The organism is Pseudomonas sp. MIL19 (assembly GCF_028680365.1).
Classification (GTDB): domain Bacteria; phylum Pseudomonadota; class Gammaproteobacteria; order Pseudomonadales; family Pseudomonadaceae; genus Aquipseudomonas; species Aquipseudomonas spirodelae.
Map to the genome: position 1 here is coordinate 1 of NZ_JAPPVG010000037.1, position 13,268 is coordinate 13,268.

15 protein-coding genes are annotated in these 13,268 nt (G+C 58.8%); 8 read left to right on the forward strand and 7 right to left on the reverse strand.

Features of this window, described 5'->3' with window-relative positions:
- The first annotated feature begins 157 nt into the window (after positions 1-157).
- From N1078_RS17245 to N1078_RS17255, 3 genes are all read left to right on the forward strand, one after another.
- Positions 158-298, forward strand: a complete 141-nt coding sequence (locus tag N1078_RS17245; protein ID WP_274089343.1) for a hypothetical protein — start codon at positions 158-160, stop codon at positions 296-298.
- 124 nt (positions 299-422) lie between these two features.
- Positions 423-809, forward strand: coding sequence for a DUF4398 domain-containing protein (locus tag N1078_RS17250; RefSeq protein WP_274089344.1), 387 nt, complete (start codon positions 423-425; stop codon positions 807-809).
- Positions 806-1,579 carry an OmpA family protein gene (locus N1078_RS17255; RefSeq protein WP_274089345.1) on the forward strand — a complete coding sequence of 258 codons (774 nt, stop codon included), beginning with the start codon at positions 806-808 and terminating at the stop codon, positions 1,577-1,579. Before N1078_RS17250 ends, N1078_RS17255 begins: the two co-directional genes overlap by 4 nt.
- A gap of 109 nt (positions 1,580-1,688) precedes the next feature.
- On the opposite strand, the gene cysW (N1078_RS17260) is transcribed toward N1078_RS17255, so the two are convergent.
- The 4 genes from cysW (N1078_RS17260) to N1078_RS17275 form a co-directional block, all read right to left on the reverse strand.
- On the reverse strand, positions 1,689-2,519 hold the full coding sequence (gene cysW / locus N1078_RS17260; protein ID WP_090242295.1) for a sulfate ABC transporter permease subunit CysW: 831 nt from the start codon (positions 2,517-2,519) through the stop codon (positions 1,689-1,691).
- Positions 2,516-3,364: a sulfate ABC transporter permease subunit CysT gene (gene cysT, locus N1078_RS17265; RefSeq protein WP_274089346.1), complete on the reverse strand. Its 849-nt coding sequence runs from the start codon at positions 3,362-3,364 to the stop codon at positions 2,516-2,518. Before cysT (N1078_RS17265) ends, cysW (N1078_RS17260) begins: the two co-directional genes overlap by 4 nt.
- 68 nt (positions 3,365-3,432) lie before the next feature.
- Positions 3,433-4,446, reverse strand: a complete 1,014-nt coding sequence (gene cysP, locus N1078_RS17270; protein ID WP_274089347.1) for a thiosulfate ABC transporter substrate-binding protein CysP — start codon at positions 4,444-4,446, stop codon at positions 3,433-3,435.
- 223 nt (positions 4,447-4,669) lie between these two features.
- Positions 4,670-5,251: an alpha/beta hydrolase gene (locus N1078_RS17275; RefSeq protein WP_274089348.1), complete on the reverse strand. Its 582-nt coding sequence runs from the start codon at positions 5,249-5,251 to the stop codon at positions 4,670-4,672.
- 261 nt (positions 5,252-5,512) lie between these two features.
- Between N1078_RS17275 and oscA the strand changes: the two genes are divergently transcribed.
- The 5 genes from oscA to N1078_RS17300 all read left to right on the forward strand — a co-directional run bounded on the left by oscA (position 5,513) and on the right by N1078_RS17300 (position 9,758).
- Positions 5,513-5,695: a sulfur starvation response protein OscA gene (gene oscA, locus N1078_RS17280; protein ID WP_274089349.1), complete on the forward strand. Its 183-nt coding sequence runs from the start codon at positions 5,513-5,515 to the stop codon at positions 5,693-5,695.
- Between the two features lie 170 nt (positions 5,696-5,865).
- Positions 5,866-6,864, forward strand: coding sequence for a sulfate ABC transporter substrate-binding protein (locus N1078_RS17285; protein WP_274089350.1), 999 nt, complete (start codon positions 5,866-5,868; stop codon positions 6,862-6,864).
- Between the two features lie 196 nt (positions 6,865-7,060).
- Positions 7,061-7,879, forward strand: coding sequence for a sulfate ABC transporter permease subunit CysT (cysT, locus tag N1078_RS17290; RefSeq protein ID WP_274089351.1), 819 nt, complete (start codon positions 7,061-7,063; stop codon positions 7,877-7,879).
- Between the two features lie 10 nt (positions 7,880-7,889).
- Positions 7,890-8,762 carry a sulfate ABC transporter permease subunit CysW gene (gene cysW, locus N1078_RS17295; protein WP_274089352.1) on the forward strand — a complete coding sequence of 291 codons (873 nt, stop codon included), beginning with the start codon at positions 7,890-7,892 and terminating at the stop codon, positions 8,760-8,762.
- A 3-nt stretch (positions 8,763-8,765) separates the two neighbouring features.
- Entirely contained in the window at positions 8,766-9,758 is a 993-nt protein-coding gene (locus N1078_RS17300; protein WP_274089353.1) for a sulfate/molybdate ABC transporter ATP-binding protein, read from the forward strand.
- Between the two features lie 60 nt (positions 9,759-9,818).
- On the opposite strand, the gene N1078_RS17305 is transcribed toward N1078_RS17300, so the two are convergent.
- Genes N1078_RS17305 through N1078_RS17315 form a run of 3 tightly spaced genes read right to left on the reverse strand, consistent with a single transcriptional unit; the run spans position 9,819 to position 12,988 of the window.
- Positions 9,819-10,163 (reverse strand): YdbL family protein, encoded by a 345-nt coding sequence (locus N1078_RS17305; protein WP_274089354.1) that lies wholly within the window; start codon positions 10,161-10,163, stop codon positions 9,819-9,821.
- Positions 10,164-10,174: 11 nt separating this feature from the next.
- The gene (locus N1078_RS17310; protein WP_274089355.1) at positions 10,175-10,366 is read right to left on the reverse strand and encodes a YnbE family lipoprotein; all 192 of its coding nucleotides are present in this window, start codon (positions 10,364-10,366) and stop codon (positions 10,175-10,177) included.
- A 21-nt stretch (positions 10,367-10,387) separates the two neighbouring features.
- Positions 10,388-12,988, reverse strand: a complete 2,601-nt coding sequence (locus N1078_RS17315) for an intermembrane phospholipid transport protein YdbH family protein (RefSeq protein ID WP_274089356.1) — start codon at positions 12,986-12,988, stop codon at positions 10,388-10,390.
- Positions 12,989-13,268 lie beyond the last annotated feature (280 nt).

Genomic DNA, 13,268 nt, shown 5'->3' on the forward strand with positions numbered 1-13,268 from the left:
CAGCAGCGTATTGAGCCGACTCACTGCATCCAGGAAGCGGTTGGGCGAACTGTGCAACACGCTATTGGGACATAGCCTTTTTTTTGCCCATAAAGGCCCGCGCGATAACGGCGCGGCTTGAGGCCTTATCGCCTTTATCACTGATTGGAGCTGCGTGATGAACATCGATTACCGCCCGTTTTTATTAGTGTTTGCGATCGCCTATGCCGGGCTCGCCGTGGGCAGTCTGCTGATCGCCATGAATCTTGCACAAAGTGCGCTGCCCGCCTGTGTCGTCAGCCCGTGCGCGGGCCGCTAAGAACGCTCACTGCAGCGCTTTAAGGGCGCGGTGGTCTAGCTAACTTGAGCCGGCGTGCGGGGAACTGTGCGGCGTGCTCATCTTTTATTGTTTTGAGGACATACCTATGAACAGGACTTCATCGATGCTTTCTGGCAGGGCCGCATTGCGCCTGGCTGGTGTTTTGAGCGGGCTGCTGTTGCTGAGCGCCTGCGCCACGCCGCCGGTTGCGCCTAACCAAGCGTTGCAAGCGGCTAAAACCGCAATCAGCAATGCCGAACAAGCGCGTGTGGCCGACTACGCCTCGCCGCAGTTAGCGGTTGCACGGGAGAAATTGGCGTCGGCTAATTTGGCCGTGCAGCGCGAAGAGATGCTGCTGGCTGAGCGCCTGGCTGAGCAATCGCGGGTTGAGGCCGAGCTGGCCCTGGCCATGTCACAAGCGACCAAGGCCAAGGTGGTCAATGACGAAATGCGCAAAAGCACCAACAGCCTGAAGCAGGAAATGCAGCGCAACACGGGAGCACCACAATGAACACTGCCCATCACGTTAAGTACCTGCTGGCCGCTGCGATTAGCTTAAGTGTGGCCGGTTGTGCCTCGCCACCCAGCATGCCGCAAGGCGCCGCCGACGTGCGCAACAAGCTCACGCAGCTGCAAGCCGATCCGCACCTGAATACCCGTGCACCAGTTGCGCTCAAAGCGGCTGAGCAAGCGGTGATCAACGCCGAGCAGCCGCGTAAGGACGAGCCAGAAGCCCAGGCATTGGGCCAGCATTTGGTGGTGATAGCAGACCGCCGGGTAGAAATTGCCAATGCCTTGGCGCAAACGCGCTTTTATGAAGACCAGCGCACGGTACTCAGCGAACAGCGCGCAGGCGCACGCTTGGATTCACGCACCCAGGAGGCTGATCAGTTGCAGCGCCAGCTTGATGAGCTGAACGCCAAGCAAACCGAGCGGGGCTTGGTCATGACCTTGGGTGATGTGTTGTTTGCCACCGGGCGCTCCGAATTACGTGCGGGCACGGCGAATAACCTGGGCAAGCTGGCGATTTTTCTTAACCAGAACCCTGAACGTCGGGTGATGATTGAAGGGCATACCGACAACGTTGGCAGCGAGGAAAATAACCTGAGTCTGTCCCAGCGTCGTGCCACGTCGGTGATGAGCTACCAGACCATTCAAGGTGTTACGCCAAGCCGCTTGAGTGCTTCGGGTAAGGGCGAGAGCATGCCGGTTGCCGGTAATGAATCGGCCTCGGGTCGGCAGATGAATCGCCGCGTGGAACTCATTATTAGCGAAGAATAAAACGCACAGCGCCTGTACGCAGGGCCGCACTTTAGCGGCCCTGTATTAGGTTCAACTCGAACCGTGCTGGAGCGGTGGCAGCGTCCGAGGTTATAGAGGCTAAAACCGCTTAAACCGCCTCAGCCCGTTGCATCAGCGTGCGCTGGCGCCATTCCATAAAGGTTTTCAGCAGCAAGGTCAGCAGTGCCATGCAAGCCAGCAGCGCGGCAGCGGTAAAGGCGGCGGCGGGTTTGTAGTCGTTGTTCAGCTGATCGACCAGCAAGGGCAGGGTCAGGGTCTGGTTGATGATGGTGCCGGACACCACCGACACCGCGCCGAACTCGCCCACTGCGCGTGCATTGGTGATGACCACGCCATACAGCAGTGCCCATTTGATTTTCGGCAGGGTGATATGGCGGAAGATCTGCCAGCCGTTGGCGCCCAGACACAGCGCTGCGGTTTCTTCATCTTGGCCCTGGGACTGCATCACTGGGATCAAGATGCGCGCGACATACGGCGCGGTGACGAACACCGTGACCATGACGATGCCCGGCCAGGCAAACATCAGCTGCATGCCGTTGTCGTAGAACCAGCGCCCCAGCGCGTGCTCCAGGCCATACACCACCAGGTAGCAGAGCCCAGCCACCACCGGTGACACCGCGTAAGGGATGTCGAGCAGGGTGGTCAGCAGCTTGCGCCCGCGAAAATCGTAATGGGTCACGCACCAGGCCAGCAGAATGCCGAAACACAGGTTAATCGGCACCGTCAGCGCCGCCACCAGCAGGGTGAGGCCGATGGCGTGAAGCATGTAGTCTTCGCCGAGATTGCCCCACAGCAAGGCCAGGCCACCGGAGAAGGCTTTACTGAAAATCAGCGCCAGCGGCACCAGGAGAATCAGGGTGATCAGGCTCAGCCCGAGGCCGATCAACAGCCATTGATGCCAGTATTGAGGTTTTTTCATTTGCCTTGCCGTTGCCATTTGAACAGGCGGCCTTGCAGCACTTGCAGGGTAAACAGCAGCACCAGTGAGGCCAGCAGAATGACTGAGGCAATTGCCGCAGCCGCGGGGTAGTTGAACTCCTGCAGACGTACAAAAATCATCAGCGAAGAGACTTCGGTTTTGAACGGGATGTTGCCGGCAATCATGATCACCGCACCAAACTCACCGAGGCTGCGGATAAAGGATTGCGAGGCCCCGGTGACCAGCGCCGGGATCAGAGTGGGCAGCACCACGTAAAAGAACGTCTGCAGGCGATTAGCGCCCAAGGTGTTGGCGGCTTCTTCGTAATCGCGGCCAAGGTCCTGCAGCACCGGCTGCACGGTACGCACCACAAACGGCAGGCTGGTAAACACCATGGCGATCAAAATGCCCGGGTAGGCATAGGCCAGCTTGATGCCCATGGGCGCGAGCCATTGACCGAGCCAGCCGCCAGGGGCGAGCAGGGTGGCCAGGGTCAGCCCGGCCACCGAGGTGGGCAGGGCGAAGGGCAGGTCGATCAGCGCATCCACCAGACGACGCCCGGGGAAGTCATAGCGGGTGATGATCCACGCCAACAGCAGGCCGATCAGCACGGTGGCGATGGTGGCGTAGAACGCACCACTGATGGTCACCTTGTAACTTTGCACCACGCGCGGGTCGCTGATTGCTTGCCAGTACTGCGCCCAGCTCATGTCGCTGACATACAGCAGCAACGCCGACAGCGGGAACAGGATGATCAGTGAGATGTAAAAGGTGCTGAAGCCGAAACTCAGACCAAAGCCTGGCAGCAGCGGGTTCTGCAGAAAGAAGCGAGGTGTCTTAGGCACACTTAAATCCCTGAAAGCACAAACCGCCGTAAAGACGGCGGCTGTTTGTTGCTCAAACCGATTAGGTCTTAGCGACCCTCGGCCAATAATTGGTCAAGGATACCATTGGCATCGAAGTGCTTGGCAGTGATCTCATCCCAGGTGCCGAGGACTTCGGTTGGGTTGATCAGGCGAATCTGCGGGAACTGCGCCGCGGTAGCCGCCACCACTTCCGGGTTGTGCACACGGTAGTTGTAGGTGGTCAGCAGCTGCTGGATGTCTTTGCTGTACTGGAAGTCCAGGTAGGCTTTGGACACTTCGCGTGTGCCTTTTTGATCGACCACTTTGTCGACCAGCGCCACTGGGAATTCGGCCAGCACGCTAACCGGCGGTACGACGATTTCGTATTCGCCGGATTTGAACTCTTCACCATTGGCGATGTTGACCACTTCCGATTCGAAGGTCAGCAGCACGTCACCTTGGCCGTTCTGGGCGAAGGCAACGGTGGCGGCGCGGCCACCCGTGGGGAAGTTTTCGACGTTGCGCAGCACGTTGCCGACAAAGGTTTTGATCTGGCTTTCATCGCCCTTGAACTGCTCGTTGGCATACAGCCAGGCGCCTAGATAGCTGTAGCGCGCATTGCCGGAGGTTTTTGGGTTAGGGAATACCAGCTTCACGTCATCACGGGCCAGGTCGTTCCAGTCCTTGATGTTCTTTGGGTTGCCCTTGCGCACCAGAAACGCCGTGGTGCTGTAGTACGGCGAGCTGTTGTTAGGGAACTGCTTGGCCCAGTCTTCACGCAGCAGGCCGCGCTTGGCCAGGATGTCGACGTCGGTAACCTGGTTGAAGGATACGGTATCAACCTTCTTGCCTTGGATGATGTCTTGGGCCTGGCGCGAGGAGCCGGCGAATGACTGATCAATTTTCTGCTCTTTACCAGTCTGTGCTTGCCAGTGGGCGACAAACTTGGGGTTGATCTCGGCAAACAGCTCACGTGCGATGTCGTAGGACGCATTCAGAATCGGCGCGTCTTCGGCCAGCGCAGCGGCGCTGCCCAGCAGGCTTGAGGTGATGGCGCTGGCCAGCAGAATTTTCTTAAGCATGATGAAGGCGTTCCTCGTCACGGCGCCGGCAGGCAGCGCGGGGTAGAGCCTGACCTGTTGGCCAGAATGTGGCGCCGATACTGCACAAGTTTTTTATTCTTAAAAAGAAACTTTTAATGCTATTGATATAACCGAAAGTAACTACTGTGCCGATATTTTCGCAGCTTTTAACCGCTGGTTTGAGCGGCTAAAGGTCTATCGCGACAGGCTTAGGCGCCGGCAGTCAGGCGCTGCGGCGCCTGTGCTGGTCAACACGGTTTTGTAGGCGGTAGAGGTAGGCGAAACCCTGCTCCCAGCGTTGATGCCCGGACTGCACATTTATATGGCCTGCGCCGCTGAGGACCGTCACATCGCTGCCCCAGTCGCGGGCCAGTTCGATCGCCCGGGCAGCACTGGCGGCAGCGTCGTTGTCCGAGCCGAGCAACTGGCTGGGAAACGGCAGCGGCTGCTGCGGTATCGGTGCGAAGTTCTGCAACGCTGCCGGGCAATTGCTGCGCTGCACATCCGCCGGGGCGACCAACAAGGCCCCTTGTACCCGACCCAGTAACTCGACTGGCGCTTGAGCCGCCCAGTGCGCCACGGTGATGCAACCCAGGCTGTGGGCAATCAGGATGGTCGGGCGCGGGTCACTGGCGATACTGCGCTGCAGTTCGGCCACCCAGGTGTTGCGGTCAGGGTTCAGCCAGTCGGCCTGCTCCACACGTGCACTGTTCGGTAGGCTACGGTGCCAGTGGCTTTGCCAATGCGCGTCGGCCGATCCTTGCCAGCCCGGCACTATCAGGTAACGGATAGTTTGGTTGCGCATCGTGCGCCCTCCTGCAGATGTGAATGGCTGCAGTGTAAGGAGGGCTTATAAATATCAAAAAGAATAAGAACTTATTTGCTTATTCCCGAAATTGCACTCCTTTGCGTCAGGCGTGCAGGGTTTTTTATATGCAAAAAAAGAATATAAATGTTCTTAAATAATATTTTTAAGAATATTAAAGGCTCTCTAGTATCCGCTCCACGCCCACTGACCACGGCCAGTTTTCGCCGCTTAGTAGGGGCTATTTCAAGGAGCACTAGCATGACCGCAACCCTAAAAAACCTTGAAGGTCAGGACGACGTCAGCATCCTGCGCGAGATCCAGGCTGCGCTGAATGGCCTGAAGTTTGGCTCGGTGGAAATCACCGTGCACAACGGCCAGGTCGTGCAGATCGAACGCAAGGAAAAATTCCGTTTGCAGGCTCCGGCCGGCAAAAACGCCTAACCACTAGAACCAACCTCAAAACCCGACTGGACCACCGGAGGGTGTGAGCATGAACCGAGCAGAAACCATGAGCACACACCGGTATTGCAGCTGTCACCCGTGAATGCGCTGTTGACCGCCAACCCCTAAAGAAAAACCAACAAACACTCGAAAATTTTAGGAGCTGCACCATGTCCATTCGCCGTTTTGCCCTCGCTGCCCTGGCCAGCGCCATTTTTGCAGGCCCGGTGGCCGCTGCAGAAACCCTGCTCAACGTGTCATACGACCCGACCCGCGAGCTATACAGTGAATTCAACGCCGCGTTCAACAAGCACTGGCAAGCCCAGGGCAATGAAGCGGTGACCATCCAGCAATCCCACGGTGGCTCGGGCAAACAGGCCCGTGCGGTAATCGATGGCCTGCGTGCCGACGTGGTGACCCTGGCTTTATCCGGTGACATCGACGAGCTGTACAAGCTCGGCAAGCTGATCCCGGAAAACTGGCAGGAGCGTCTGCCGCAATCGAGCACGCCCTATACCTCGACCATCGTGTTCCTGGTGCGTAAGGGCAATCCTAAGGGGTTGAAAGACTGGGATGACCTGGTCAAGCCGGGCGTTGAAGTGATCACCCCGAACCCGAAAACCTCTGGCGGTGCGCGCTGGAACTTCCTCGCGGCCTGGGCCTTCTCTCAGCAGAAGTACGGCAGCGAGGCGAAAGCCCAAGAATTCGTGGGTCAGCTCTATAAAAATGTGCCGGTACTCGACACCGGTGCCCGTGGTTCGACCATCACCTTCGTCAACAACCGGATCGGCGACGTGCTGCTGGCCTGGGAAAACGAAGCCTTCCTGGCATTGAAAGAAGAGGGCGGCGACAACTTCGAAATCGTCGCACCGTCGCTGTCGATCCTGGCCGAGCCGCCGGTGGCTGTAGTCGATGAAAACGTCGACAAGAAGGGCACGCGCAAAGTGGCTGAGGCCTACCTCAACTACCTGTACAGCGATGAAGGTCAGCGTCTGGCGGCCAAGCACTTTTACCGCCCGCGTAACCAGGCCATTGCGAGCGAGTTCGCCGAGCAGTTCCCGGCACTGAAACTGGTCACTGTCGATAAAGACTTCAACGGTTGGAAGACCGCACAGCCGAAGTTCTTTAACGATGGTGGGGTGTTCGATCAGATCTATCAGGCGCAGTAAGCCTTAGTCCGTAGGGTGGATGGCCACCCCGTGGATCACGCTTCACCGATCCACCATCAACCTGCGCGAAGGTGACGCAGGTGGAAGTGAAAAGCGACTTCCACCCTACAGCCTGCATGGGTATCGCTGCGCTCAACCTATCCTACGGATTCGTCTGTGTCGTTAGATCGTCGCTTAACAAGCACAAGGCCAAATCATGTCTCGTCGTACTTCCCCCGTCATACCCGGCTTCGGGCTGACGCTGGGTTACACCCTGGTGTACCTCAGCCTGTTGGTTTTGATTCCGCTGGGTGCCATGTTCGTTCACGCCGCTCAGCTCACCTGGGCTGAGTTCTGGGCCATCATTTCCTCGCCGCGGGTACTGGCAGCGCTCAAACTGAGCTTTGCCACTGCCTTCGCGGCGGCAGTCATCAACGGCATTATCGGCACGCATCTGGCTTGGGCGCTGGTGCGTTACACCTTCCCAGGGCGCAAGGTGATAGAGGCGATGATCGACTTGCCCTTCGCCTTGCCCACCGCCGTTGCCGGTATCGCCTTGACCGCCTTGTATGCCCCTAGCGGCCTGGTCGGTCAGTTCGCCACTGATCTGGGTTTCAAAATTGCCTATACCCCCATCGGTATCACCCTGGCGCTGACCTTTGTCACCTTGCCGTTTGTGGTGCGCACCCTGCAGCCAGTGTTGGCGGACATCCCGCGCGAGGTTGAAGAGGCAGCAGCCTGCCTGGGTGCCAAACCGCTGCAGGTATTTCGCTATGTGCTGCTGCCGGCGTTGTTACCGGCCTGGCTCACTGGCTTCTCGCTGGCCTTTGCTCGCGGGGTCGGCGAGTACGGGTCGGTGATTTTTATCGCCGGCAATATGCCGATGAAAACCGAGATTCTGCCGCTGTTGATCATGGTCAAACTCGACCAGTACGACTACACCGGTGCCACGGCTATTGGTGTGCTGATGCTGGTGGTCTCCTTCATCCTGCTGCTGCTGATCAACTTGCTGCAGCGCCAGATCGCTAAAGCCTGAGGAGGTCGCCATGTCTTCTATCAGCCTAAGCGCGTCAGCCTCGGCCAACGCGGCGCGGCACGGTAATGTGCTCGGCCGTCGGCTGCTGATCATCAGTGCCTGGTTGGTGTTTGCGCTGTTTCTGTTGTTGCCGCTGTTTATCGTGCTGAGTGAGGCGCTCAAGCAGGGCGTCGGTACCTTCTTTGGCGCGATTTTCGAACCTGACGCGATCAGTGCGTTGAAGCTGACCCTGCTGGCCGTGGGCATTTCGGTGCCGCTCAATCTGGTGTTTGGCGTGGCTGCGGCCTGGTGCGTAAGCAAGTATGAGTTTCGCGGCAAGAGTATTCTGGTCACCCTGATCGACCTGCCGTTCTCGGTGTCGCCGGTGATTGCCGGCTTGGTCTACGTGCTGCTGTTCGGTGCCCAGGGCTTCTTCGGCCCTTGGCTGCGTGAGCACGATATCCAGATCATTTTCGCGTTGCCGGGCATCGTCCTGGCCACGGTGTTTGTCACCGTGCCCTTTGTTGCCCGCGAACTGATCCCGCTGATGCAAGAGCAAGGCACCCAGGAAGAGGAGGCCGCGCGCCTACTCGGTGCCAGTGGCTGGCAAATGTTCTGGCATGTCACCTTGCCCAATATCAAATGGGGCCTTATCTATGGCGTGGTGCTGTGTACCGCGCGCGCCATGGGCGAGTTTGGGGCGGTATCGGTGGTGTCCGGGCACATCCGTGGTTACACCAATACGCTGCCGCTGCATGTAGAGATTCTCTATAACGAATACAATCACGTCGCCGCGTTCAGTGTCGCCAGTCTGCTGCTGTTGCTGGCGCTGTTTATTCTGCTGCTCAAGCAGTGGAGCGAGTCACGTATCAACCGCCTGAAAGCCAGTGCTGGCGAGGAATAAGTCATGTCGATCGTAGTATCCAATGTCAGCAAGAACTTCAATGCGTTCAAAGCGCTGAACGATATCAACCTGAACATCCAGAGCGGCGAGTTGGTGGCTCTGCTCGGCCCGTCCGGCTGCGGCAAAACCACCTTGCTGCGGATTATTGCTGGCCTGGAAACCCCGGACGTTGGCAGCATCGAGTTTCACGGTGAAGACGTGTCGAGCCACGATGTGCGCGACCGTAATGTCGGTTTCGTGTTCCAGCACTACGCACTCTTCCGCCATATGACCGTATTCGACAACGTCGCGTTTGGCCTGCGCATGAAGCCCAAGCGCGAACGGCCGAACGAGAATGTGATCAAGAAGAAGGTCCATGAGCTGCTCGAACTGGTGCAGCTCGACTGGCTGGCCGATCGTTACCCCGAGCAGCTCTCTGGCGGCCAGCGTCAACGTATCGCCCTGGCCCGTGCGCTGGCGGTGGAGCCGAAAGTGCTGCTGTTGGACGAACCTTTCGGCGCGCTGGATGCCAAGGTGCGTAAAGAGCTACGCCGCTGGCTGGCGCGCCTGCACGAAGAAGTGCACCTGACTTCGGTGTTCGTGACCCACGACCAAGAAGAAGCCATGGAAGTGGCTGACCGCATTGTGGTGATGAATAAGGGCGTGATCGAGCAGATCGGCTCGCCAGGCGAGGTGTACGAGCAGCCGGCCAGTGATTTCGTTTATCACTTCCTCGGCGATGCCAACCGCCTGTATGTCGGCGAGGACCATCATGTGCTGTTCCGCCCGCACGAGATTCACCTCTCACGCCAGGCCGAAGAAGGTCATCAGGCCGGTGAAGTCCGCGACATTCGCCCGCTCGGCGCGATTACCCGCGTGACCCTCAAGGTTGCCGGGCAGAGTGAGCCGATTGAAGCCGAAGTGGCTAAAGACCACCTAAGCCTGGCTAACCTGAGCCGCGGTGAAATCCTGTATTTCAAACCGAAAGCGGGTCAGCCGGTGATTCAGCAGCGCTGAGTTCAGGTGGTAAAACCAACAAGGAGCGCGATGCGCTCCTTGTTTATTTTGGGCTTCAAGCTATTTGCGTTGCCACTTACCTTGTAGCTGGATGTATTGCCCAGGCGGGGTTTTGTCGATGGCTTTCTGCCCGGCAATGGCTTCCACATCAGTTAGTTTGATGCCGTTTTGCGCGGCCAGCTTTTGGTATTCAGCGCGCCGTGCTTGGTTGATCAACTGGGCGATTTCCGCGGCTTGGCCACCGCCGCTGACAACCCCTAGATAGCCATTGGGCATTTCACCCAATTGGCCGCTGGCTTTGGCGTCGCCCAGGGCAGACATGGCTTCGTTGAGGTTCAGGGCGACGGCAGGCAGGCTCAGGCTAAGCAGCAGCAATAGGCTGGCGAGGCGTTTCGTTAGGTTCATGCTCGGGCTCCTTAGAACAATCCGCTGGATTCGCTGAACATGCTGTCCAGGGCTTTATCCACCTTGATATAGATTTCGTGCTCGATCTTCACATTGAGGTTGATGTTGATCGGCTCATTCGGCATCGCCAGCTGCACGGTCGGGGTGCAGGCCGTGCTGAGCAGCCCTAGTAGCAGGGCGGCGAAACAATTACGCACGCGCATGGCGCTTCTCCTTGATCTGAATCATGGCTCTGTCGGAGCCGTCTTGGCATTGCGCTCCAGCATACGCTGTTGCACGCGCTGCCTGATGATATCGCTGACCTTGTCGGTCAGTTGCAGGCTGGCCAGCAGTGTCGGGATGTCTTCTTCCAGGTTGATCGTGAAGTGAATCGGCCGGCCTTGCTCGATGGCCGGGTTTTGTCCCTCCAGGCGCAGGGCCAGGTTCAGTTTGCCCTGCGGGTTGTAGTCGACCTGGCTGCTCAGGGTGGTAAAGCGGAAATCCTCCAGTGATTGGGTCACCAGTTGCATCGCCGGGTTGCTTTGGCCCAGGGCGCGGATACGTTCGGAGTGAAACTCTAGCTGGCCGCCCGGTGCACGTGCGCTCAGTTGGCCTTGTCCGATGGTCACGCCCTGACGGCTGATTTGCAGCGGTAAGCGGCCATCGAGGGTGCCAGTGCCGGCCAAACCTTCTGTGGGGTAGAGGATAAACAGCTGTTCAAGTTCCAGGCCTTGCACCTCTATAGGAAACAGCAACGGCTCGGCGGCGAGGCTCCACTGCCCAGGCGCTACACGCAGGTTGCCACCCATTAATGCCGTCTCGGCTTGCTGCAGTTCGAGCTGGCCTTGGCTGGGCGTTTGCAGGGCGGCGCTGTAGCGGCCTTTGAGTTGTAATGGCCCCAGCGGAATGCCGGGGTTGGCCTGGGCCAAGCGCAGTTCGCTGAGCTCAAGCTGCAGCTGCTTGGGGTCGATTCGTACACTGAGTTCGCCGTCTAAGCCCTCTAGGACGGTGCGGTCATAAATCCCGCCCAGGCCTTTGCCGGTGAGTTTGAGTGCCAGGGTGGGGCGCTGTTGAGCGCTGGCCAGGCTAAGGCTTGCGTTGGCATGCAGGCGACCGTTGTTGAATTCAAGCAAGGCCGGCCAGGCGCTGAAACTGGCTTGCAATGGGTTGCCGCTGCGCAAAAACACTTCATTCAGCTGCGCTTGCAGGCTAAGGTCTTGGCCGCTGCTGTATTGCGCCTGCAGTTTGAGTTGCAGCTCGGCATCGTTGCGCAGGGTGCCCTGCAGCTCTGCGCGCTGCGGGCTGGCATCTATGGGGCCTTGCCAGTACCAGCGTTGCGTTTGCAACTGCTCATGCTGCAGCTGCGCGCTCAGGTCGAGGGGGCCTTGCAGGCGCCAGTCGCTCAGCGCACCGGCCGCTAGCTGCGCGTGCAGCTGCAGTGAGGGGCTGCTGGCCTTGAGTTGCTGCGCGCGAAAGTCGCCGTTACCCAGGTGCTGCAGGTTGAGCTGTGAGCCTTTCGCCAACGTAAGACTCAGCTGCTGTGCGTCCATGTACGCGTTAAGTTGTAACTGCGCCTGGAGTGCGCCGACATTCCAATCCGCCACCTGCAGTGCGGGGCTGTTGGCGCTGAGTGTGCCATCCAACAGTTGCAAACCCCAGGGCAAGCCATTGGCCAGGATCAGTGTGCCTTGCAAGGCCAGCGTACTGCGGCCCTTGGCGGTCAGTTGCAGCTGAAGGGGCAGGGCGCGGCCGTTCAACTGTTGGGCAATAACAGGTGGCATTGCTGTGGCATGGATTTTTAGCTGCACAGCTTCAGGTGACAGTTCTGGCGGCAGGTCACTGACAAGGCCGGGGGTAATCTGTTGCAGGCTGAGGTCGGCGCTGAGGCTGTCTGCCAGCCACAGTCCATCCAGTGTGTGAGCGGCCAACTCGAAGCTGCCCTGCAATTGGCCAATCGCTGGTATTGGCCAGGGCTCTGGCAGGTTGGCGCTGGCGTTTAGCTGGCCGCTGGCTTGTTGCAATTGCGACAGGTCGAGTGGGCCTGGTGCAATGTGTAATTGCCAGCTCGCCTGCAGCTGCGCGGCGGCTGGGGTGGCCGGTAAGTCATCGCGGGGGCTGAGCAGCCATTGGCTGAGCCAGCTGTGCAGGGCCTTGCTCTGTTGCAGGTCGCCACTGAGTTCGCCCTGCCACAGCGTTGCATCATTGCCTGGTTGCAAGCTGCTGATGAGCTGCAATTGCGGCTGCTGGTTGATGGCCAGGCTCAGCTGCAGCTCTGGTGCGCTAGCCGAACCCTGTAACTGGGCGTGCCAGTGCAGTTGATCCTGCTGGTGCTGCAGGTTGAGTTGCAGGTCGAGGTGTTGCACCGCGGTTGCGGGCTGTTTTACCAGCTGCAAATCGCCCAGCAGTTGGCAGCGTGTTGCGCCACAAGGCAGCTCGACTTGCAGCGCATCGATCTGCAACCGCTGCGGTAACAGGCTGATGACGCTGCCAAGCTGCTCAAGCCGTGCATCCAGATTGCGGCTCTCAGCGCTTGTCGATGCAGGGCCAGAGGGTAGGTTCAGTTGCAGGTTGGTGATATCGATCTGCTGCCAAAACGGCAGTGCCAGGCTGAATCCGCGCCAGTGCAGCTGCAGGTGTTGCAACTGCACTGCGCCGCTTGGGTGCTGCAGGCTCAGCTGGTCAAGCTGGATGCCTTGGCTGTTGAGGCTTAGGCCACGCCAGTCGAGGTTTTCGATGTGCTCGCGTTCGAGTAGGCGGTTAAGGCTCACATAGGCGTAAGCACTCAGCAGCGCGAGCAGTAAAACCAAACAACCGATAATTCGCAGCCAGGTGCGCCGGCTGGGCATAAGCACTGATCCATAGTGGGGAAGTGTGACGTGGCAGGACGTTAACCCATGTCTGCCAGGCTGCCAATCACGTGGCGCGTTATCGGCCTGAGCCTGGCATTCAGTTGCCGCATCCACCTTTTGCAGTTGTAAACGCGGGTTAGCCCATACGAGTGCTTATCACAGCGGTCAAACGTCGGCCGTTTTGATGGACGCAGTCGGCTGCGAGGCTGTTGCTTTATATGCGAGCCAAGGTTCCAGCGCCCCACCTCGTCCACTTGGCGCCCTAATAAGGACGTGA